The sequence below is a fragment of the Flavobacterium sp. 25HG05S-40 genome (assembly GCF_052654735.1).
The window spans coordinates 201,540-223,007 of sequence record NZ_CP199750.1; the positions used below are offsets into that span (position 1 = coordinate 201,540).

Consider the following 21,468-nt stretch of genomic DNA (forward strand, 5'->3'; position numbering starts at 1 on the left):
TGTTTAGATGAAAAGTACGAATGAATATTTAATTCCTTTTATAGGATTAAAATTAGGAAAGCATCAGTTTGAATTTAAAATAAGCAAAAAGTTCTTTGACGATTTTAGTTTTGATGAATTCGACAATTGCGATATAAGCGTAGATGTTGTCCTTGAAAAAAAGGCAACTATGCTTGAAATTAGCTTCAAACATAAAGGGACTGTGAATGTTCCCTGTGATTTAACCGGAGAGCAATTTGATTTGCCAATTAAAGGGAAAATCAAGCTAGTAGTTCAGTTTGGAGAAGAATTTAATAATGACAATGATGAATTGTTGATTTTGCCTCACGGAGAACATCAAATAGATTTAGCACAATATATTTATGAAATGATTGTATTGTCTGTTCCTCATAAAAGAGTTCATCCAGGAGTAAAAGATGGAAGTTTGGAAACCGAAGCATTGAAAAAACTAAAAGAATTACAGGTTAATGGCCCTAGCGCAAGCGAACAGTCAAAGAAAATAAAAGAAGAAAAAAAAGAAGAAGAAATTGACCCGCGTTGGGATAAATTAAAACAACTATTAACGGATAAATAATACAGTAAAATGGCACATCCTAAAAGAAAAATCTCGAAAACAAGAAGAGATAAGAGAAGAACTCACTATAAAGCAACTGTTGCTCAAATTGCAACTTGCCCAATAACTGGAGAGGCACATTTATACCACAGAGCTTACTGGCATGAAGGTAAAATGTACTACAGAGGACAAGTAGTTATTGATAAATCAGTAGCTGTAGCATAATTAAAGTTTTTTTACAAAACTAACTCTCACTTTGTGGGAGTTTTTTGTTTTAAAGAAATTTAACAAATAACCAGCCCTAAAACTCTATAGGTATAAATTTTTTTTGTAATTTCCACAACTTTTCGCAATCAAAAAAGCGAGAAGAAAAACTTCTTATTTATGAATACAATTACAGCCGCAATCACAGCAGTTGGAGCTTATGTCCCAGACTTTGTACTCTCAAATCAAGTACTGGAATCTATGGTTGACACCAATGATGAATGGATTACTACTCGAACCGGAATCAAGGAAAGAAGACTGTTGAAAGAGAAGGGTAAAGGCACTTCGTTCATGGCTATAAAAGCCGCTCAGAATTTAATTGAAAAAGCCAATATAAATCCAGCCGAAATTGATTTGGTAATTATGGCAACCGCTACTCCAGATATGCCTGTTGCCTCAACAGGTGTTTATGTTGCTACTCAAATTGGTGCGGTCAATGCTTTTGCTTTTGATTTACAAGCCGCTTGTTCCAGCTTTTTATACGGAATGTCAACTGCAGCGGCCTACATACAATCCGGCAGATATAAAAAAGTACTTTTAATAGGTGCTGATAAAATGTCCTCTATCATCGATTATACAGATAGAGCCACATGCATTATTTTTGGGGATGGAGCTGGCGCGGTATTATTTGAACCGAATCAGGAAGGCTTAGGTTTACAAGATGAATTTTTAAGAAGTGATGGCATTGGAAGGGAGTATCTAAAAATTGATGCTGGTGGTTCTATTCTTCCTCCGTCAAAAGAAACGGTTGAAAATGGTCAACATTTTGTTTTTCAAGATGGGAAAACTGTTTTTAAATATGCTGTTTCCGGCATGGCGGATGTGAGCGAGAAAATTATGGAGCGTAATAATTTGACTAAAGAGGACGTCAATTGGTTAATTGCTCATCAGGCAAACAAACGAATTATTGATGCTACAGCAAGTAGAATGGGACTTGATGAAGAAAAAGTGTTAGTAAATATCCATAGATATGGCAACACAACTTCAGCAACGCTACCTTTATTATTGAGTGATTTTGAGGATAAACTAAAAAAAGGAGATAATTTAATTTTTGCCGCATTTGGCGGTGGATTCACATGGGGTTCCATCTATTTAAAATGGGCCTATAACAAACAATAAACTAACTAAAACAAAACTTATCATGGATTTAAAAGAAATTCAAAACCTAATCAAATTTGTATCCAATTCTGGAGTTGCAGAGGTGAAGTTAGAAACAGGAGATATAAAAATTACCATCAGAACCACTCTTGAAGGGAATACACCTGACATTACTTATGTGCAGCAAGCACCAATGCAACAACTTGCCGCTGCTCCGGCTCCGGCACAAACCGCTGCTCCAGTAGCCGCAACTCCAACAGCTGCCACTGAAGATAACTCAAAATACATTACTATAAAGTCGCCAATGATTGGAACGTTCTATCGTAAACCAGCACCAGACAAACCAGTTTTTGTGGAAGTGGGAACTACCATTGGGAAAGGCGATGTGCTTTGTGTTGTAGAAGCAATGAAGTTATTTAACGAAATAGAAGCTGAAGTTACCGGTAAAATCGTTAAGATTCTAGTTGACGATATGTCACCAGTAGAGTTTGACCAACCTTTATTCTTAGTTGACCCATCTTAATTTGAAAATTTGAAGATGTGTTAATTTGAAAACAATTATCACATTCTTTGCCAATTTTCAAATTTTCAAATTGTTTAATTTTCAAATTAAGAATGATGTTTAAAAAAATATTAATAGCCAATAGAGGAGAAATTGCACTTCGTGTAATTCGGACCTGTAAAGAAATGGGGATAAAGACGGTGGCTGTATATTCTACTGCCGATGCGGAAAGTTTGCACGTAAAATTTGCAGATGAAGCTGTTTGTATTGGTCCTCCACCAAGTAATTTGTCTTATTTAAAAATGTCCAATATTATTGCTGCGGCTGAAATTACAAACGCAGATGCCATTCACCCTGGGTATGGTTTCCTTTCTGAAAATGCTAAATTTTCAAAAATCTGTCAGGAGCATGGTATAAAATTTATAGGTGCCTCTCCAGAAATGATTGACAGAATGGGAGATAAAGCTTCAGCGAAAGCTACTATGAAAGCAGCCGGAGTTCCTTGTGTTCCCGGTTCCGAAGGACTTTTAGAATCGTATGAACAAGCTTTGGAGTTATCTAAAGGAATGGGATTCCCAGTCATGTTAAAAGCAACTGCTGGTGGTGGTGGAAAAGGAATGCGTGCCGTATGGAAAGAAGAGGATCTTTTAAAAGCTTGGGAAAGTGCCCGTCAGGAATCTGCTGCGGCTTTTGGAAATGACGGAATGTATTTGGAAAAGTTAATCGAAGAACCTCGTCATATAGAAATACAAGTTGTAGGTGATTCTTATGGAAAAGCCTGTCACTTATCAGAAAGAGATTGTTCTGTGCAACGTCGTCATCAAAAATTAACTGAAGAAACACCTTCGCCTTTTATGACTGATGAATTGCGTCATAAAATGGGAGAAGCAGCCGTTAAAGCAGCCGAATTCATAAAATATGAAGGTGCCGGTACGGTTGAGTTCTTAGTGGATAAGCATAGAAATTTCTATTTTATGGAAATGAATACGAGAATACAGGTAGAGCACCCAATTACGGAGCAGGTTATTGATTATGATTTGATTCGGGAGCAGATTTTAGTTGCTGCTGGAGTGCCAATTTCTGGTAAAAATTATTTGCCTCAATTACATTCTATTGAGTGCCGAATTAATGCTGAAGACCCTTATAATGATTTCCGTCCTTCGCCAGGAAAAATCACCGTTTTACATTCGCCAGGTGGACACGGAGTACGTTTAGATACGCACGTTTATGCAGGATATACCATTCCGCCAAATTATGACTCGATGATTGCTAAGTTGATTACAACGGCTCAAACAAGGGAAGAAGCTATCAATAAAATGAAGCGTGCTTTGGATGAGTTTTATATTGAAGGAATCAAAACTACCATTCCTTTCCACAGACAATTGATGGATGAGCCGGATTATGTATCCGGAAATTATACTACCAAGTTTATGGAGAGTTTTAAAATGAACGATCCGGAATAGATAAAAAGCCCCACTGAAAGTGGGGCTTTTTTTTCAGTTTGTTGATTGTTTAATAAGTTTCTTATCCTCAGAGTTTACTGCGTTTTGATTGTAGAATTCAACTATTTTTTTGTTTTTTTTAACGCCTTATCGAAAAGTTAATTAACATTTTGTAAGGAATATCATGTTTTGATAATTATAGATTTGTCCTCTAATCATAAATATATAAACATGAAAAAAATTATTTTGGTAATGACAATTCTTTGTGTTGGAATCATTCAGGCGCAGCAAAGAGAAAAAGGAACAATTGAAATTTTTCCTCATATTGGCTTTACGATTTCCGATTTTTCTGGAAGTGATGCTGGTAATGATGGAGAAGTTTCTTCTTTAAATATTGGCGTTGGGACTGATTATTATTTGAATAGTCGTTGGAGTATTCGATCAGGATTGCATTATCAAACGATGGGATCAGATATTGATGATACTATTCTTGGGTTGAGCTATCTTACTCTTCCGTTAAATGCTAACTGGCATTTTGGCAAAACAAGAAAGTGGAACCTGAATTTTGGGCCAAGTGTTGGGTTTCTAACGTATGCTAAATTAGGGGATGTTGATGTCAAAGATAATTTCAACAAGTTTCAGGTAGGTTTGAATGTTGGAATTGGTTATAAGTTTGAGTTAACTAAAAAAGTAAGCCTTTTAATAGATTATCAGGGAATGGCTGGATTAAGCAATGCTGAAAAGGATTTGAATGTTAAAAACAATTACGGCTCTTTAAATGTTGGAGCCGTTTTCAAATTATAATAATTTCAATGCGAAATTGTTACTTATAAATGGATTTTAATTTCCTCTCAAAATGAAACAAAAAAGCCTTGAAGATTCAAGGCTTTTTTTATTGAAAACAATTTTGGTTTTACAATGTCTCTTTCAACCATCTATAGAATTCACGTTGCCAAACCATTCCGTTTTGCGGTTTTAATACCCAGTGATTTTCTTCAGGTAAGTATAGAAAACGGCTTTTGATTCCGCGAAGCTGAGCAGCTTGAAAGGCTTCCTGGGCCTGTCCAATAGGAACACGAAAATCTTTTCCACCTTGTACAATTAAAATAGGCGTATTCCATTGGTCAACAAAGTTGATAGGATTGAATTCGTTGTAAGCTTTTTGAGCGATAGCATTATTTTTTTCCCAATAAGCGCCACCAAAATCCCAGTTGTTAAAAAATACTTCTTCAGTAGTTCCAAACATACTTTGGGTATTAAAGACGCCATCGTGAGCTATGAAAGACTTGAAGCGATTTTTATGGATTCCGGCCAAATAGAAGACAGAATATCCTCCGTAGCTTGCACCAACACAACCTAATCGGGCTTTATCTACATAACTTTCTTTGGCAACATCATCAATAGCAGAAAGATAATCATCCATTACCTGACCACCCCAATCTTTTGAAATTTGTTCGTTCCAAGCTTGTCCGTGACCATACATCCCTCTTCTGTTTGGCGCCACAACAATATATCCTTGCGAAGCCATCAGCGAGAAATTCCATCGGAAAGAATAGAATTGTGTCAATGGCGATTGTGGTCCACCTTGACAATATAATAGCGTAGGATATTTTTTGTTTTTATCAAAATTTGGAGGAAGAATCACCCAAACCAACATTTTTTTACCATCGGTAGTCGTTACATATCTTCGCTCGTACTTTGGCAACGCTAATTTTGAATAAGCTTCGTTATTGGTTTTGGTAAGTTGCGTAAATGTTTTTTTCTTGTAGTTGAAGGAATATAGTTCTGCGGCATGATTCATATCGGTTCGTGTTACAATGATATGATCTCCATTAAAACCAACGATGTCATGAACATCAAAATCTCCTCTAGAAATTTGCTTTACGCTGATGGCAATTCGTTTTACACCCGGGAAGTTTACTTCAAATAACTGTAAAGTTCCATCAACGGCAGCAATAAAAAAGACCTTAGTGCCGTCAGCACTCCATTTAAAACTCTCCACCGAACCATCCCAATTGATAGTCAGATTATAATCAATGTCTCTGAAACGAACGATAATGTCGTTTTTATCTGCTTCATAACCGTCGCGTTTCATTTGTAACCAACTCAAATAACCTTCAGGAGAAAACGTTGGGTTGGTGTCATAACCCGGATTGTTTTCGGTTAGATTTTTAGTCGATTTTGATTCGATGTTGTATTCATACAAATCAGTATTGGTAGAAACGGCATAGGCTGTTCCTGCTTTTTTCTTGCATACATAGAGGATACTTTTGCTATCGGGCGACCAAATAAAATCTTCATCGCCACCGAAGGGTTTTTGAGGAGCATCATAAGGTTCGTCTTTCATAATGTCAATCGGACGCGCTTTTGCTCCTTTATTGACCGCATAAAACACATGATTGTGAGTTCCGCTATTCCAAGTGTCCCAATGGCGATAATCTAATCCGTCATAAATTTGGGCTTCTGATTTTTCTAATTCCGGATAAAAATCTTTACCTAAAACTTTTTCGATTTTGACTTCTTCGGTTGATAAAATATACTTTCCATCTGGCGATACATTTTTATCGTTTAGCAACTCTTTTATCTGCGTTTCCTGAATTTCTACAACAGTACCACCATTTACTGGAATGGTATAAAATTTTGAATTGGATTTGTTTTCTTCAACAGATGGTGTGGCTACTTTATAAACTATAGATTTTCCGTCTTTTGAAATTCCAAGAGCAGTTAACCGACCTAATTTCCATAAACTTTCAGGAGATAAAACTTCTTGCGCAGCTGCAGTGATGCTCATTGTGCTAAGGATTAAAATAAGTAATTGTTTCATTTTTAATGATTTTTTAATGGCTTAAAAGTAGCAAAATTAATTCATAAAAAAAGCCACACTTTTCAGTATGGCTTTTACACTTTAATAAACTAAAATTATTCTTTGATAAAACGTTTTGTAGTTGTTGAAGTTCCGTTTGACACTTCAATTAAGAAAGTACCCGAATTTAAGGAGCCAACAAAAACAGCATCATTTTCAATTGTACCACTTCCTAATTCTTGTCCCATCATATTGAAAATTCTATACGTTGATGCAGTTTCAAGATTTGAAATGTTCAACACGTCACCTTTTACTGGGTTTGGATATAAATTGAAAGCAACTTTTGCAACACTGGTTTCATCAAATCTGGCAGTAGATGTAATGTTTACAGTATAATCTTCTACTTCGCCAAAAGAGAATGCCTCGCAAGATGTTGGAGATGCGTTGTACTTCATCGAAACACGCATTCTAGTGGTTCCTAATGAAGCAGTAGCAGGAACAGTGAAGCTTCCTGTGATAGGAGTTGCAGTGGTTCTGTTTCTGTTGAAAACTTGTTCGCCAGCGTCCAAGAAATCGCCATCTTTATTATAGTCAATCCAAACTCTGTAGGCTTCGCTATATACTGTTCCTGTCCATGCAGGTGTGATGGTAACTGAATTGCTTGTTCCGCGAACTAAATTAGTAGATAGTGCTGTAAAGTCACCATAACCACTATTGTTTCCAGAAGTGTTGTTTATTGCTCCTAATTGAACTCTGTTGATATACTCATCTGCCGTACTATTTCCTCTAGAAGTACAGTAAGTTACACTATTAGCAAGAGTAGTAACACTCACAGTATTACTATTTACAGAAGCATTTCCAGCAGCATCTTTAGCTCTTACATTGAAAGTATAGGCTGTAGAAGCTGTCAGACCTGTCGCTGCAAAAGTTGTGGCAGTTGTTGTTGAACCAATTAATGCGCCATTTCTATAAACATCATAACCAGTTACTGCAACGTTGTCTGTTGCGCCAGTCCAAGATAAATTCGTAGAAGACGAAGTAGTTCCAGAAGCTGATAATGTTGGTGCTGTTGGCGCAGTCGTATCTGGAGTTAACGTAGTAACATTTACAGTATTACTTGCAACAGAACTATTTCCGGCAGCATCTTTAGCCTGAACATAAAATGCATAAGAAGTTGAAGATAGTAAGCCTGTAGCAGCGTAGCTAGTTGAAGCTGTTGAGGCAAGGAATACACCGTCTTTATAAATATCATAACCGGTTACAGCTACATTATCAGTAGCGCCAGACCAAGATAAGTTTGTGGAGTTCAAAGTAGTTCCCGAAGCCGATAACGTTGGCGCTGTTGGCGCTGTAGTATCTGGAGCAGGCGTTAAAGTAGTTACGTTTACCGTATTACTATTTACAGAAGCATTTCCGGCAGCATCTTTAGCTGTAACATTAAATGTATAAGAAGTTGAAGCGGTCAAACCAGTTGCTGCATAAGTTGTAGCAGTTGTTGTTGAACCAATTAAAGCACCATTTCTATAAACATCATAACCAGTTACAGCAATATTATCTGTGGCGCCAGACCATGATAAATTGGTTGTTGTTTCAGTTGTGCCAGAAGCAGTCAAAGTTGGTGCCGTTGGAGCAATAGTATCTGGAGCAGAACCCGCAGTAATTGTGAAGTTAGTGTTGGAAACATCAAAGAAAACATGATTGGTTCCTTTTACCATTATTCGGTTCGTTGTTCCTGGGGTATTCGGAATAGTTACAGCCTGAGTTCCATCATTTGGAGTAGCCGCCAACAAAGTAGCCCACGAATTTCCTCCATCAGTGGATAAAAGAATATCCACATTAGCACAATTAACGCCATTTGCTGTGGTTCCGGCTACGGCCCAAGTTACTGTTTGAGTACTTCCACCAACATAGGAAACAGCAGTGTTTGGTGCACTTACTGTAAATGGTCCTGCTGTTGCATTAACCGTAATAACCATATCATCACTGTTGTTTGCTGAGCCACCAGCTCTGTTATCACGAACTGTAACTCTGAAATTTTGTGTTCTGGCAACAGAAGACAAGGCTTCTACTGTAAGTTCAGTTCCTGCTGTAGTTGTTGCACCTGTTAAAACAGAAGCCATTCTAGGGAAATATCTTGTTGGAGATGTTGTAGAGTTGTACGATCTGTAATTCACACCACTAGTTTTAGTAGCGCTAGGAGCTGCAGAAGTGCTTTGAGAATCCATTTGTTCCCAATTGTATGTTAGTGCATCGCCATTTGCATCAGTTCCAACTGCCGTTAACATAAATGGTGTGCTTTTTGGAATAGTATAATCCAAACCTGCACTTACAGTAGGAACTGCATTTCCTGTAGCAGTATTGGTTTGACACGTTTTCGCTTTGATATTATTAGTTACCTGTTGGATACTAACCGCATGAAAATAAGCATCTGAATGAGGCTGAACATCTAAAGAAGTAATCCCAGCATAACCCATAATTGTAGATCCAGATCCTGGTTCCATTTGTACACCAGTACCTTCATTACTATGTGTAAAAGTATGATTGCCTCCAAACTGATGACCAATTTCGTGAGCAACATAATCGATATCAAAATTATCTCCAGTTGGTATTGTGCTTGATGTAAAGCCACTACCTTTTGAACCATTAACACATACACAACCAATGCAACCTGCATTTCCATTGTTAGAGGCTTGAACAAAAACATGACCTACATCGTAATTCGCTTCTCCTATCACTGAAGTTAATGTACTTTGAAGTTGACTGTTGTAACTTGTAGTGTAAGGATCTGTTGAGGCACTTGTATAAATTACTAAATCATTATTGGCAATTAAAACCATTCGAGCTGCAAAATCTTTTTCAAATACCCCGTTAACTCGAGTCATCGAATTATTCATCGCTGCTAAAGCTAAAGCTTTGGTCCCTCCAAAATAAGTTGCATATTCCCCTGTACAAGACAAAGCTAGTCGGAACGTCCTTAAAGTGGCATCATCCGCATTTGGTCGGGCATCAGCGCCAGCAACTTGTGGAGTTACTTCATCAATTACGCTACACTCAAAAGGAGTTAGGGATTGTTTTTTGTCCGCTTTTCTGTAAACGCTATACGTTCCTAGATCAGCAGAAATAGGCTCAATGAAAACGGCAGATTTATCTGGCGCAAGAACCATCGATTTGAATCCTAACGGGGAAACACTGAAATAGGCAGTTGCCGTTGGATTGTCGATACCAATTCCGATATATGATTTAATTTCTGGATATCTTGCCGCTAAGGACGGATCCATAATCGAATTTTCAAAAATGGTGTATCGCTCTAAAACACCTTCGGCATTAGGAATAGATAGGATAGTTGTTGATTTTACATTGGCCATTCTTGCCGGTGCTGTCCTCAAATTTGAACGAAGGCTTGTAAGATTTAAATCGAAAAGATTGTTTTCTGGAAGCTGCATTCGAGCTTCTAAAGCAACCATGTTACTTTTTTTAGTGGTCGAGTTCCACAACGTACTTTTGTTTTGTGCAAAAGAGAAACTGGATGCTGCCAACAAGGCAACAATGAGTAGTTTACGCTTCATAATTTGGTTTGGTTAAAATTAGTGTACCAAAAATAAAATTATTTTCAAGAAACAACTCAACTATTTAATAAAACTATTAACAAATCGATAAACTACCTATCTTTTAATTGTCAGATGCTTATTAATTAAGAAAAATAGGTAAGAAAATAATAATTTTGAGAACAATCATAGCTCCATTTCCTCAAAAAAACTATTTTTAAAAAAAATAACCAAATGAATCTTAGCTATTGGGAACTTAAAAATTGGTTTACAGATGTCGATTTTACCATTGTAGGTAGCGGAATCGTGGGACTTCATTGCGCTTTGAGACTACGAGAAAAATTTCCAAATAGTAAAATTCTAGTTTTAGAAAAAGGCGTTTTACCTCAAGGGGCAAGCACTAAAAATGCCGGTTTTGCCTGTTTTGGTAGTATTTCGGAAATTATAGATGATTTAAAATCGCATACCGAAGAAGAAGTAGTACAGCTCATTCAAAAACGGTGGAATGGCTTACAATTGCTCCGAAAAAACCTTGGTGATGACGTAATTGACTTTAAACCTTATGGTGGTTATGAATTATTTTTGAAGGATGATGAGAGTTCTTATGCCGAATGTCTGCAAAAGTTACCTTTTATTAACGATTTACTGAAGACCTTGTTTAGAAATGATGTTTTTGCTAGAGAAGTAGATCGTTTTGCTTTTCAAGGGATACAGGAATACTTAATTTTCAATCCGTTAGAAGCACAGCTGGATACCGGAAAGATGATGAACGCTTTACTTCAAAAAGCGATTGGGAACGGCATTTTAATCCTAAATCAAGTCGAAGTTGCTTCGTATCAGGAAAAAAGTAATGGAGTGGATGTGAGGTTGTCCGATTTTAGTTTCTTTTCCAAAAAAGTAATGTTTGCGACCAATGGTTTTGCTGGAAACCTTACCAATAATCAAGTCAAGCCCGCAAGGGCTCAAGTTTTGATTACCGAACCGATTCCGAATCTGGATATCAAAGGAACGTTTCACCTGGACAAAGGATACTATTATTTCCGAAACATAGACGATAGGATATTGTTTGGAGGTGGAAGAAATTTAGCGTTTGAAGAAGAAACCACCACGTCATTAGGACAAACCGAATTAATACAAAATCGTTTGGAGGAATTATTAAAAGAAGTAATTTTACCCCATACTGATTTTAAAATCGCTCATCGATGGAGTGGTATTATGGGGTTGGGCTCAACCAAAAAACCAATGGTAGAGCAATTGTCAGAACACGTGTATTGCGGCGTGCGATTAGGCGGAATGGGAGTTGCGATTGGAAGTAAAATAGGTCAAGAATTAGCAGATTTAGTTCAATAAGATGATAAAAAAAATTTTTCGCTGGATTTGGAAAGCCATGCTATGGTTCTTCGGACTTTCTATCCTATCGGTTATTCTGTTCAAATGGGTACCCATTCCGTTCACGCCTTTAATGGTAACGAGAATCATTGAGTTTAAAATGGATGGTGAAGATGCTATTTATAGCCACAAATGGGTGCCTTTGGAAAAAATTTCACCAAATCTTCAGAAAGCGGTAATTGCTAGTGAAGACGGTAATTTCTTAAAACACAATGGTTTTGATTTTAAAGCCATGCAAAAAGCGTTCAAGAACAACAGTAAAGGAAAAAGACTTAAAGGAGGAAGCACAATATCGCAGCAAACGGCTAAGAATGTTTTTCTATGGCAGGGCAGAAGCTATGTTCGTAAAGGTTTGGAAGCCTATTTTACCGTTTTGATAGAACTTATTTGGGGTAAGGAACGCATCATGGAAGTGTATCTCAATAGTATCGAAATGGGCAACGGTGTTTATGGAGCTCAGGAAGCAGCCAGACATTGGTATCGTAAAACAGCAGATGATTTGACGCCAAGAGAAGCTGCCGGAATTGCCGCCATTTTACCGAATCCGCGAAAATATAAGGCTTCCAATTCATCGGCTTATATCGAAAGAAGAAAAGGCAAAATCATGAGAGTAATGCGCCACATTGGAAAGATTGACTATTAATGCGCCATCCAATTTTATTAGTACTTCTAGTGCCAATGTTACTTTGTGCTCAGGAAAACCCCAATTTTGAAATTGGTTTACAATTGGATAATGATTCTTTTGTTTCTACTTACAATGATTTTTATTATACCAGCGGTTTGCTTGCTTTTGCTAATTATAAAGCGGCTAAGTCTAGTGCTGAAAAAATAATCATCCACAGTTTTGCATTAAAACAGCAGATTTACAACCCGAGAGAGGTGAAATCGCCTTTCCCGGAAGACCATAACCGCCCTTATGCCGGATACTTTTCTGCCGAATATAAAAACACAAAGCTGTATTCGTCCAATAGTGTTTTGAGTTGGTCGTTTGGACTCGGCATCATTGGGCCTGATTCGAAAGCCGAGGCTTTTCAAAATTGGATGCACCGTTCTTTTAGTTTTGGAGACATTATTGGCTGGGAACAACAAATTCGGAATTTGCCGGTAGTCCAATTGGGATGTACTTATTCTATACCCGTTTTCTCTAAAATTTCTTCAGATAAAATCGATTTTCATTGGTATTCACAATCAGAAATCGGAACCGCTTTTGTGGGGGCTTCTACTGGAACTTTAGGTAGAATCAGTCTGTTAAAACAACTTACACCGATGCAAAACTCCAATTTTTATACTGGTTTGGGTAGTGCTCAAAAGGAGCTCTATTTTTTTGTTTTGCCCAAAATCAATATTCAACTTTATGACGCTACTATTCAGGGAAGTATGTTTACAGATGGTAGTCCAGTAACGTTCGATTTAAAACAAGTGCGCTTTAAGGGGGAAGCCGGATTTAAATACAAATACCATCACTACAATCTTTCTTGTGTTTTTCACTATACCACAGATGAAATTCGGAACAGTTCGGCGAAAGGCTACTATTATGGTTCGTTAGGCTTTTCCTGTTCTTTTTAAAAAGAAAAACGCTTCGATAAGAAGCGTTTTTTGAAGTTTTAATAAAACAAAGGCTTGTATTGTTGCCAATGTTTGAATATAAGAATGGTATTGAAAATTAAAATCAATAAGGCAAAGGGCGATCCAGGAATGTCTAAAAACAAATGGAATAGAACAATATTGATGGAAATTGGAGCTAATAATATTAAAGCAAAAGCAACCCATTTTTTCATTAAAAGCAGTATTCCAATCATTACTTCTAAAACACCTACAATAGGAAAAACATAACCTGTTGCGCCAAGAGAATTCATAAAATCACCCGCAGAGCCTGTTGGTGCTTCCATGGGTATGAAATGTAAAAATTTATTGGCTCCAAAAACAACTAGCGCCACACCTAAAACTATTCTAACGATTTTAGTAAACATAGAATTCATACCTAAAGATTTTAAATTAGTGATATGGTAAAAATAATATTAATTATTTAAAGTTATGCTAATTTATTGGCTATATTTTTAACGATGTGTCTATTGTAAAGCAAAAGAGCTGTCAGAAGACAGCTCTTTAAAATTGTAAAGCGAGTGTTATTGTACTACGATCGGATAAGTAACCTGTGCATCAGTGGCACCTCCTGCGTTGGTAATATCTCCCGTCGCGACACCTGAAGCTGATTTATTAGGTAAATGTCTTAGTGTGATGGTTAGATTACCAGAAGAAGCATTTCCTGTCAAAAGCGAAAATTGTAGTCCAATTGGTTTTCCGTTAGCATCTGTATCGCTATAAGTAAACGTACCTAAACTGCTTGGAGCTTGAAAAAATAATTGATGGTCAGCACCTTCTTCCAAAACTTCTGTAGTAATATTGTCAACCGGATCTGAAGTTTCGTTTAAGAAAGAAACGGCACCCGTATAGGTAGTGTTAGCGGCTAAAATACCGGAAACCGTTACCACAGGATCATTAGGTCCGTCTCCGTCTAAATCTCTGGAGCTAAGCGTAATGATATTGGATCCGTTGGTTAAAGTAGCAGTAACCGTAGTGATGACTTCTTCCTCATTTACAGGATCATCATCATTGCTACAAGATGAAAAAGTTAGTGCAGTAATAGCTATAATAAAGAATTTTGATTTGTTTACAAATGGTACTGTTTTCATTTTTTTAAATTTTAATAATTAATTTTTAATTGAATTTGAAAGTTTCTACCCATTTCATCAGAATAGAAACGTTGTCTGTTTAAATAATCTCGGTATTTTGCATTAAAAAGGTTAAATACAGAAAAACCTAATGTTGCCACTGCGTGTTCGGAAGTTTTAAATTGTACATCAGATGAAAAGTGTATAAGATGATAGGCTGGTGGCGTTTCACTGATGTTAACTTCTACAGGGGTTAACTCATTGTTGACAATAATATTGGTTGTAAAATTGTTGTTGGGAAACTGCGTTTGCTTGAAAACCATTTCACTTTGCAATTCAAGTGTCAAATTGTTCCAATTCTTTTGGTGGAACTGTATTCGGTTGTTAATGTTCAACGGCGGCATATCAATTATAACGTCGTCATTAGTTTTATCTTTTCCGTTAACATACGATAACAGCAATTGGTGTTGCCAATGTTCACTGATTTGCCACTCTGAATTCAAATCAAATCCGGTCAACAAGGCATTGTTTTGCTCATATTCCCAAACGGGAAAAGCGCCTCGGATAGTAGTTTCAAAACCGGTTGGTTTTAAATACATGAAATCTTCAACAAAGTTTAGAAACGGATTGATGTTGATCTTCAAATTTCTCCATTTTTTTTGCAACGAAGTTCCAATCTTATTTGACTTTTCTTGTTGTAATCGCAAGTCCCCCAATTCAATCATACCCGTGGAATGATGCAGTCCATCACTAAAAAATTCAGAAGGATTTGGGTTTCTGACGGCACGACTGATATTAAAATACCACTCATAATCAGTTCCAAACGAATATTGTGTTCCGACACTAGCCGAAAAGTTATGAAATGTAAATTGTGGTTTTGTTAGCCATTGTGTTCCAAAGTCACCATCAATAAACGAATCAAATTCCGGACTATAATTGCGTTCGTTCCATCGTGATTTCAAGTAATATTTAGTCGCTTCAATAGTTGAAAAATCATATCGAATTCCAGCTTCTACCGAAAAATCCGTTGTAAAGTGTTTGTCAACAATAGCGTATACGCCAGCATCTACTCTATTATAACTGGGGATTAAAGGACGAACACCTGTATTGGGGTTAGCCGTATTATTCTGGTAAGAACTCGAAATACCTGCTTTATAATCCCAAAAGTCTTTACTCAATTTGTAATCGGCATTCAAAGTGTGAGTCATTAAGTTTAAATCTAATGCTGGTCTGGAATTAGCAATTCCGGTTCGTAAATCAAATTCCTTTCGGTTATTGAATTGAAAAGCATATTGTAAACTAATAGACTCTCGGTCTTTGATGTAATAATTATAATTGAGTTTGGCCAAATGATGTTGCATTTTTTGTTTTGGATTGTTAATCGAATAGGTAAAATCGCCATCACCGAAAGGAGCTTGATTGTTTATAGCATTGTATAAATCATTTACATTTCCGATATGTGAGGCGCTTAAAATGGCTATTGTAGCAGTATACAAACTGTAGTACGCAGAAAAATCATATTTTTTCCCGATATACTTCAAATCTCCCGAAAAATTCACTTCTCGATTTCCGGTATTTGAAAAAACATAGTCAGGAGATTCGCGATCACCATAGTATTTAAGACTCGCTTGAGCATTCCAACTCCAATCGCAAAAATTACCTTTGTGCAAACTCGAAGAAATGGTACCGCCACGGCCGTTGGACTCCGCTGTCATAATAGTTTTTCCAAAAAGAGTATCTTTCTTAACAACCAATGGCTCAACGATTACAATGCCTCCAATGGCATCTCCACTATATTGCAAACCGGATGCGCCTTTAAGAACGGTTATTTTACCGGCAGAATTGACGTCAAAGTTGGGTGCATGTTCCATACCCCATTGCTGGTCTTCTAATTTGACATTGTTGTTGTAAATCGGAACACGACTGCTGTGTAAACCATTGATTACAGGTTTTACAATAGTATTACCGCTCTTTAAAATAGAGACTCCGGATACTTCTTTGAGCACATTTCCTAAGGACTGACTACTGTACTTTTCAATGGTTTTCTCATTGATTTTTTGCTCTGAAACCGAGTGATTGTAATAGTTGTTTTTGTGTTTTACAACAACTTCTTCCAATGCTTCTTTTTGGGGTTTCATAACAAAGTTGATCTCGAGATTTCCGGTAACGGTAATCAAGGTGTCAATAGATTTATATCCTAGATACGTGATTAAGACTTTAGCCGGACCATTTGCGATATTACGAATCTCATAATAACCGTCTTTGTTACTATTGTCAGATTTGGAACCTATGTGGACATGACATTTCTCTAACGTTTCATTAGTATCTCCCGTGATTCTTCCGCTTATTGTATTTTGACTATAGTTTATACCAAAACACAACAAGCAAAAAAACAAACTGATTTTTTGCATTTTTATTTTTATTTGTTTACTACCAAGTTAGGTCGGACTTTTAAACAAATGGAGGTCCACGAAGAGAGAACAAAGCTCCTTTAAAAGTTTGCTTTGCTTCTTTTAAGTCAAGAAGAGGTGTCTTAGAGTTAATCTCAATTTTTTCAAATGAGAATACTTTGAATGTAGGTTTCGTGTAGTTACTGAAGGCAAATTCGCAAACAAAACATTTTTCTAAACCATCATGTCCATGGTGGAGCTCGGTGTGATGGTGCTGGTAAACGTGATGGCATTTTTTCTCCGAAAACTGTTCTGCTAAGTGTTCAATAGCATGAATAGATTGTGATACTATTGCGAATAATATCATCAATCCCATCAAAGCGTTGGATAAAAGCAGTTTTCTTTTCATCGCTACAAATGTAAAACATTGTCAAAGAAAAACCGTCTCATTTTAACAAACTTTAATATTTGTAAAACAAGACGGATTTATAGATTGGGAATCCTTGTATAAAAGGAGACTATACTAATTTATGCGCTACCAAGTATTCGGCAATTTGAATGGTATTGGTGGCCGCTCCTTTTCTTAAATTGTCGGCTACTATCCACATATTTAAAGAGTTGGGCTGACTTTCGTCTCTACGGATTCGGCCTACAAAAACCTCGTCTTTTCCCTGAGCGTATAGAGGCATTGGATACGTGTACGTATCATTATTGTCTTGCACAACAACGCCGCCGGTATGGTGTAAAATTGTACGGATTTCATTTATATCAAAATCATTCGAAAACTCTACGTTTACGGCTTCGCTATGACCTCCAACAACCGGAATTCTGATGGCTGTTGCTGTTACGGCAATCGATTTATCACCGATAATCTTTTGGGTTTCGCGAACCAATTTCATTTCTTCTTTGGTATATCCGTTGTCTTCAAAACTGTCGCATTGCGGAATGGCATTGCGATGAATTTGATATTTATAGGCCATTTCTCCCTGAACTCCGGCATATTCATTTTCCAACTGCTGTACCGCTTTTACTCCGGTTCCGGTAATCGACTGATAAGTAGAGACAATGACGCGTTTAATTTTGTATTTTTTATGCAAAGGTGCTAAAACCATGACCATTTGAATGGTAGAACAGTTAGGGTTGGCGATGATTTTATCTTCTTTAGTCAATTCAGAAGCGTTGATTTCAGGAACAATTAGTTTTTTGGTTGGATCCATTCTCCATGCAGAAGAATTGTCAATTACTGTGGTTCCGGCTTCCGCAAATTTGGGAGCCCAAGCTAAAGAAGTTTCTCCACCGGCCGAAAACAAAGCGATATCGGCTTTCATATCGACTGCGGTTTGCAAGCCAACAACTTTATATTTTTTTCCTTTGAATTCGATTTCCTTACCTACTGATTTTTCGGAAGCCACAGGAATTAATTCTGTAACCGGGAAATTTCTTTCGGCTAAAACTTTCAGCATGACTTCGCCAACCATTCCGGTTGCGCCAACAACAGCAACTTTCATATTTATATGTTTATCGGGTTATAATTTTTTGATGTACAAAAGTATGAAAGAAGTTAGAAGCAAGAAGCAAGAGGCAAGATGTTTTTAGCATTATTTTTAAAAAATAGGAGTGAAAATTTTAAAACGTGAATTTTAGCCCCGATAATTTGTTAGTAAGAGTAGGACTGCCAGTGGCAGTAAGGTATTTTTATTTTCCCAATGAAAAACAATTCCTGAATTTAGCCCCGATTCCTTCGGCAGTCGCTTCGCTCGTGTGTAGCAAGCTACCATGTAGCGCGGATAGCGGGAGGATTTGCCCTAAGGAAGATAAATGTTGTGCTCAAAAAAAAGAAAAACCGCCTCCATTAAGAAGCGGTTTAGTTAAGAATATGTATTGTAGCGGTATTATTTTTTCAATAAATCTCTGATTTGAGTCAGCAATTCTTCTTGAGATGGTCCGGCTGGAGCCGCAGGAGCTGCTTCTTCTTTTTTCTTCATGCTGTTCAGGGCTTTTACCATGATGAAGATTACAAAAGCAATAACAAGGAAACTGATTACAGCTGCCAAGAATTTTCCATAAAGTATTCCGCCTTCCGTTTTTAAATCCGCTAAGTTTTCAACTTGAGCCGCTTTTAGGGCCGGATTTAATAATGCTGGAGTAATCACATCTGCTACTAATGAATTTACAATAGCGCCAAATGCTGCTCCGATAATTACTCCGACTGCTAAATCCATTGCATTCCCTTTCGCAATGAACTCCTTAAATTCTGAAATCATTCCCATAATTGTTTTAATTTATTTGGTTAGTAGTACTAAAGTAATTAAAATTTTAACATTTAAAAAAAAAAATCATTTTATTCTCGGAAAAAGACTCTTTTGACTCTTTGTGAGATGCTGGTCAGGATTTCATATGGAATGGTATTGAGCTGTTTAGCTATGTAATTCACACTCGGGTTTTCACCAAATATGATCACGGTAGCGCCTTCTTTGCAGTCGATGTGAGAAACATTTACCATGAGCATGTCCATACAGACACTTCCTACAATTTTGGCAGGTTTACCATTAATTAGAACATGACCTACGCCATGTCCCCAATTTCTGCTGATGCCATCAGCGTAGCCTATAGGAATGGTAGCAATTTTCGTAGTTTCGGTAGCTATAAATCGTCTGCCGTAGCCCACACTTTCGCCGGCATCGATGGTTCTGATTTGAGAAATAACCGATTTCAGGGTACCCACTATTTCCAATTCTTTCTGTTCTTCGGAATCGTTGGAAATCCCGTAAAGGCCGATGCCAAGGCGAACCATGTCGTATTGTGCTTCGCCATAATTGGAAATTCCGGACGTGTTTAAGAGATGTCGGATAGGTTTTATGTGGAGTTCGGACATCAGTTTTGAAGACAATTTTTCGAATAAGGCAATTTGTTCATTGGCAAAGGCATCATGGTGTAAGTCATCACTAGTGGCCATGTGCGATAAAATACTTTTGATTTGAACGGTTTCGGTGCCTTTTAGAATCTGAATTACCTCTGCCAGATTTTCTTCCTCAAAGCCCAAGCGGTGCATGCCGGTATCGATTTTGATATGAATAGGGAAGTGTTTTAACTTCTTTTGTTCGGCTATTTTCAGAAAGGCTTTTAATCCTTTAACTGAGTAAATTTCGGGTTCCAATTGATGCTGAATGATAGCCGAAAAACTTGTAGACTCCGGATTCAGCACCATAATCGGGACAGAAATTCCGGCATTTTGAAGGGAAATCCCTTCATCGGCGAAAGCCACACCCAAATAGTCTACTTTATGATGTTCGAGTAATTTCGCAATTTCAAACCCACCGTTTCCATAGCCAAAGGCTTTAACCATGACCATCATCTTGGTTTTGGGTTTCAGCTTCGATTTGAAGAAGTTCAGGTTATGACTAATGGCGTTGAGGTTGATTTCGAGAACGGTTTCATGCGTTTTTTCTTCGAGCATCGATACAATCTCTTCAAAATGAAAGTCGCGCGCACCTTTGATTAAAATGGTTTCATTTTCAAAACTTAGACTCTCAAAAGCTTTGGAAAATTCGGCTACATTGTTGAAAGTCAAACTGTTGATGAATTTGCTTTTATATAGAGAAATTGTAGTTCCAATACCAATAACACGGGTAATTTTATTCGAAATAACCAACTGGGATACTTGCGAATACAACTCATCATTGCTCAGACCACTCTGAAAAATATCCGATAAAATCAGTGTTTTCTTTTTATGTTGCTTTTGATTTTCTAAAAAGTCCAAGGCAATTTTCAGCGATTGAAAATCGGAACTGTAACTATCGTCAATCAGTGTGGAATTGTTGATGCCGTTCTTGACTTTAAGCCGCATTTCTACAGGATACAATTGCGCCATTCGGTTTTGAATAACGGCATGGTTATAGCCAAAATAGAGCATTACCATCATACAGTGTATGGCATTTTCAACCGAAGCCTGATCCTGAAACGGAATCGTAATTGGGAAGGTGTCTTCGCGGTAAGTTATGTTGAGTTCCGTTAGTTCGCCTACATTCTTTTTCGTAACATACACATCGGCACTTTTATCGTCAGAGCACCAACTGAAGGTTTTAATCTTAGAATTGATAAAGGCAATGATGGTTTTATTTTTTTGTAAAATCAGCACATTGACCAAGACAAAGAGCTTTAATTTTTCTTTAATTTTCTCCGCAGCACTTGAAAATCCTTCGTCGTGAGCAGAACCGATATTGGAAAGGATTCCTATTGTTGGCTGAATGATTTTCTGGAGCTTTTCCATTTCGTGGATTTGCGAAATTCCAGCCTCAAAAATACCGAGATTGTGTTTTTCGTTGATGCCCAAAATAGATAAGGGTACACCCACTTGAGAGTTATAGCTTTTGGGGCTTCGAATGATATTAAAATCGGGACTTAACAAAAAATTCAGCCATTCTTTGATGATGGTTTTTCCGTTACTTCCTGTAATTCCGATAACGGGAAAATCAAATTGACTTCGGTAAAATGCGGCACATTTCTGAAAAGCATCAAGGGTATTATCGACAAACAAAAAGTTCGCTTTATCTGCAATACCTTCAGGAATATGGGTTACTACAAAATGGTATACTCCTTTTTGAATGAGTTCTTCAATATAAGTATGACCATCATGATTAGGTCCGGAAATAGCAAAAAACAAGGTGTTTTTGCCATTTTGCAGCGAGCGACTGTCAATAGAAATGGAGTCGATTACTGTGGTATCATCATTCCCAAACCATTTGGCTTTGATGATTGGAATGATATTTTTGATGGGTAGTTTCAATTTTTTGGTGGAATTAGTACTGCG

At 37.2% G+C, this 21,468-nt stretch carries 18 protein-coding genes; 9 read left to right on the plus strand and 9 right to left on the minus strand.

Features of this window, described 5'->3' with window-relative positions; translation table 11 throughout:
- Window positions 1-7: 7 nt before the first annotated feature.
- The 6 genes from ACULEU_RS00865 (at window position 8) to ACULEU_RS00890 (ending at window position 4,663) form a co-directional block, all read left to right on the plus strand.
- Entirely contained in the window at window positions 8-574 is a 567-nt protein-coding gene (locus ACULEU_RS00865) for a YceD family protein (RefSeq protein WP_445453574.1), read from the plus strand.
- A gap of 9 nt (window positions 575-583) precedes the next feature.
- Window positions 584-778 carry a 50S ribosomal protein L32 gene (rpmF, locus tag ACULEU_RS00870; protein ID WP_007137315.1) on the plus strand — a complete coding sequence of 65 codons (195 nt, stop codon included), beginning with the start codon at window positions 584-586 and terminating at the stop codon, window positions 776-778.
- A gap of 159 nt (window positions 779-937) precedes the next feature.
- Window positions 938-1,936: a beta-ketoacyl-ACP synthase III gene (locus ACULEU_RS00875; protein WP_445453575.1), complete on the plus strand. Its 999-nt coding sequence runs from the start codon at window positions 938-940 to the stop codon at window positions 1,934-1,936.
- 22 nt (window positions 1,937-1,958) lie between these two features.
- On the plus strand, window positions 1,959-2,438 hold the full coding sequence (gene accB / locus ACULEU_RS00880; RefSeq protein ID WP_445453576.1) for an acetyl-CoA carboxylase biotin carboxyl carrier protein: 480 nt from the start codon (window positions 1,959-1,961) through the stop codon (window positions 2,436-2,438).
- A gap of 95 nt (window positions 2,439-2,533) precedes the next feature.
- A complete protein-coding gene (gene accC / locus ACULEU_RS00885) occupies window positions 2,534-3,880 on the plus strand; it encodes an acetyl-CoA carboxylase biotin carboxylase subunit (RefSeq protein ID WP_445454871.1) in 1,347 nt (448 codons plus the stop codon).
- Window positions 3,881-4,090: 210 nt separating this feature from the next.
- Window positions 4,091-4,663 carry a porin family protein gene (locus ACULEU_RS00890; protein WP_445453577.1) on the plus strand — a complete coding sequence of 191 codons (573 nt, stop codon included), beginning with the start codon at window positions 4,091-4,093 and terminating at the stop codon, window positions 4,661-4,663.
- Between the two features lie 109 nt (window positions 4,664-4,772).
- Here ACULEU_RS00890 and ACULEU_RS00895 read toward each other — a convergent pair whose 3' ends face one another.
- Together ACULEU_RS00895 and ACULEU_RS00900 are read right to left on the minus strand one after the other, a co-directional pair.
- Window positions 4,773-6,683, minus strand: coding sequence for a S9 family peptidase (locus ACULEU_RS00895; RefSeq protein ID WP_445453578.1), 1,911 nt, complete (start codon window positions 6,681-6,683; stop codon window positions 4,773-4,775).
- A 95-nt stretch (window positions 6,684-6,778) separates the two neighbouring features.
- Entirely contained in the window at window positions 6,779-10,228 is a 3,450-nt protein-coding gene (locus ACULEU_RS00900) for a reprolysin-like metallopeptidase (protein WP_445453579.1), read from the minus strand.
- Window positions 10,229-10,441: 213 nt separating this feature from the next.
- Here ACULEU_RS00900 and ACULEU_RS00905 point away from each other — a divergent pair, with 213 nt between their 5' ends.
- The 3 genes from ACULEU_RS00905 to ACULEU_RS00915 are packed head-to-tail and all read left to right on the plus strand — an operon-like array spanning window position 10,442 to window position 13,162.
- Complete coding sequence (locus tag ACULEU_RS00905) at window positions 10,442-11,557, plus strand: NAD(P)/FAD-dependent oxidoreductase (RefSeq protein WP_445453580.1); 1,116 nt, start codon at window positions 10,442-10,444, stop codon at window positions 11,555-11,557.
- 1 nt (window position 11,558) lies between these two features.
- Complete coding sequence (gene mtgA, locus ACULEU_RS00910; protein WP_445453581.1) at window positions 11,559-12,239, plus strand: monofunctional biosynthetic peptidoglycan transglycosylase; 681 nt, start codon at window positions 11,559-11,561, stop codon at window positions 12,237-12,239.
- Window positions 12,239-13,162, plus strand: a complete 924-nt coding sequence (locus ACULEU_RS00915; protein WP_445453582.1) for a lipid A-modifier LpxR family protein — start codon at window positions 12,239-12,241, stop codon at window positions 13,160-13,162. Before mtgA ends, ACULEU_RS00915 begins: the two co-directional genes overlap by 1 nt.
- 38 nt (window positions 13,163-13,200) lie before the next feature.
- Here the strand turns inward: ACULEU_RS00915 and ACULEU_RS00920 are convergent, their stop codons facing one another.
- The 7 genes from ACULEU_RS00920 to ACULEU_RS00950 all read right to left on the minus strand — a co-directional run bounded on the left by ACULEU_RS00920 (window position 13,201) and on the right by ACULEU_RS00950 (window position 21,444).
- Window positions 13,201-13,575, minus strand: coding sequence for a DoxX protein (locus ACULEU_RS00920; RefSeq protein WP_445453583.1), 375 nt, complete (start codon window positions 13,573-13,575; stop codon window positions 13,201-13,203).
- 147 nt (window positions 13,576-13,722) lie between these two features.
- Window positions 13,723-14,289, minus strand: a complete 567-nt coding sequence (locus ACULEU_RS00925; RefSeq protein ID WP_445453584.1) for a type 1 periplasmic binding fold superfamily protein — start codon at window positions 14,287-14,289, stop codon at window positions 13,723-13,725.
- Window positions 14,290-14,300: 11 nt separating this feature from the next.
- Window positions 14,301-16,679 carry a TonB-dependent receptor gene (locus tag ACULEU_RS00930; RefSeq protein WP_445453585.1) on the minus strand — a complete coding sequence of 793 codons (2,379 nt, stop codon included), beginning with the start codon at window positions 16,677-16,679 and terminating at the stop codon, window positions 14,301-14,303.
- Between the two features lie 40 nt (window positions 16,680-16,719).
- Window positions 16,720-17,067, minus strand: a complete 348-nt coding sequence (locus ACULEU_RS00935) for a hypothetical protein (protein WP_445453586.1) — start codon at window positions 17,065-17,067, stop codon at window positions 16,720-16,722.
- A gap of 109 nt (window positions 17,068-17,176) precedes the next feature.
- Window positions 17,177-18,166 carry an aspartate-semialdehyde dehydrogenase gene (locus ACULEU_RS00940; RefSeq protein WP_445453587.1) on the minus strand — a complete coding sequence of 330 codons (990 nt, stop codon included), beginning with the start codon at window positions 18,164-18,166 and terminating at the stop codon, window positions 17,177-17,179.
- 384 nt (window positions 18,167-18,550) lie between these two features.
- Window positions 18,551-18,928, minus strand: a complete 378-nt coding sequence (mscL, locus tag ACULEU_RS00945) for a large conductance mechanosensitive channel protein MscL (RefSeq protein WP_445453588.1) — start codon at window positions 18,926-18,928, stop codon at window positions 18,551-18,553.
- 71 nt (window positions 18,929-18,999) lie between these two features.
- Window positions 19,000-21,444, minus strand: coding sequence for a bifunctional UDP-N-acetylmuramoyl-tripeptide:D-alanyl-D-alanine ligase/alanine racemase (locus tag ACULEU_RS00950; RefSeq protein ID WP_445453589.1), 2,445 nt, complete (start codon window positions 21,442-21,444; stop codon window positions 19,000-19,002).
- Between the last annotated feature and the right edge of the window lie 24 nt (window positions 21,445-21,468).

What these genes read in the sequence shown, in the direction of transcription:
- ACULEU_RS00920 (WP_445453583.1), bottom strand. Translation starts at nt 13,575, where the DNA reads ATGAATTCTATGTTTACTAAAATCGTTAGAATAGTTTTAGGTGTGGCG.
- accB (WP_445453576.1), top strand. Translation starts at nt 1,959, where the DNA reads ATGGATTTAAAAGAAATTCAAAACCTAATCAAATTTGTATCCAATTCT.
- ACULEU_RS00895 (WP_445453578.1), bottom strand. Translation starts at nt 6,683, where the DNA reads ATGAAACAATTACTTATTTTAATCCTTAGCACAATGAGCATCACTGCA.
- accC (WP_445454871.1), top strand. Translation starts at nt 2,534, where the DNA reads ATGTTTAAAAAAATATTAATAGCCAATAGAGGAGAAATTGCACTTCGT.
- ACULEU_RS00940 (WP_445453587.1), bottom strand. Translation starts at nt 18,166, where the DNA reads ATGAAAGTTGCTGTTGTTGGCGCAACCGGAATGGTTGGCGAAGTCATG.
- ACULEU_RS00875 (WP_445453575.1), top strand. Translation starts at nt 938, where the DNA reads ATGAATACAATTACAGCCGCAATCACAGCAGTTGGAGCTTATGTCCCA.
- ACULEU_RS00905 (WP_445453580.1), top strand. Translation starts at nt 10,442, where the DNA reads ATGAATCTTAGCTATTGGGAACTTAAAAATTGGTTTACAGATGTCGAT.
- mtgA (WP_445453581.1), top strand. Translation starts at nt 11,559, where the DNA reads ATGATAAAAAAAATTTTTCGCTGGATTTGGAAAGCCATGCTATGGTTC.
- ACULEU_RS00900 (WP_445453579.1), bottom strand. Translation starts at nt 10,228, where the DNA reads ATGAAGCGTAAACTACTCATTGTTGCCTTGTTGGCAGCATCCAGTTTC.
- ACULEU_RS00865 (WP_445453574.1), top strand. Translation starts at nt 8, where the DNA reads ATGAAAAGTACGAATGAATATTTAATTCCTTTTATAGGATTAAAATTA.
- mscL (WP_445453588.1), bottom strand. Translation starts at nt 18,928, where the DNA reads ATGGGAATGATTTCAGAATTTAAGGAGTTCATTGCGAAAGGGAATGCA.
- ACULEU_RS00915 (WP_445453582.1), top strand. Translation starts at nt 12,239, where the DNA reads ATGCGCCATCCAATTTTATTAGTACTTCTAGTGCCAATGTTACTTTGT.
- rpmF (WP_007137315.1), top strand. Translation starts at nt 584, where the DNA reads ATGGCACATCCTAAAAGAAAAATCTCGAAAACAAGAAGAGATAAGAGA.
- ACULEU_RS00935 (WP_445453586.1), bottom strand. Translation starts at nt 17,067, where the DNA reads ATGAAAAGAAAACTGCTTTTATCCAACGCTTTGATGGGATTGATGATA.
- ACULEU_RS00890 (WP_445453577.1), top strand. Translation starts at nt 4,091, where the DNA reads ATGAAAAAAATTATTTTGGTAATGACAATTCTTTGTGTTGGAATCATT.
- ACULEU_RS00930 (WP_445453585.1), bottom strand. Translation starts at nt 16,679, where the DNA reads ATGCAAAAAATCAGTTTGTTTTTTTGCTTGTTGTGTTTTGGTATAAAC.
- ACULEU_RS00925 (WP_445453584.1), bottom strand. Translation starts at nt 14,289, where the DNA reads ATGAAAACAGTACCATTTGTAAACAAATCAAAATTCTTTATTATAGCT.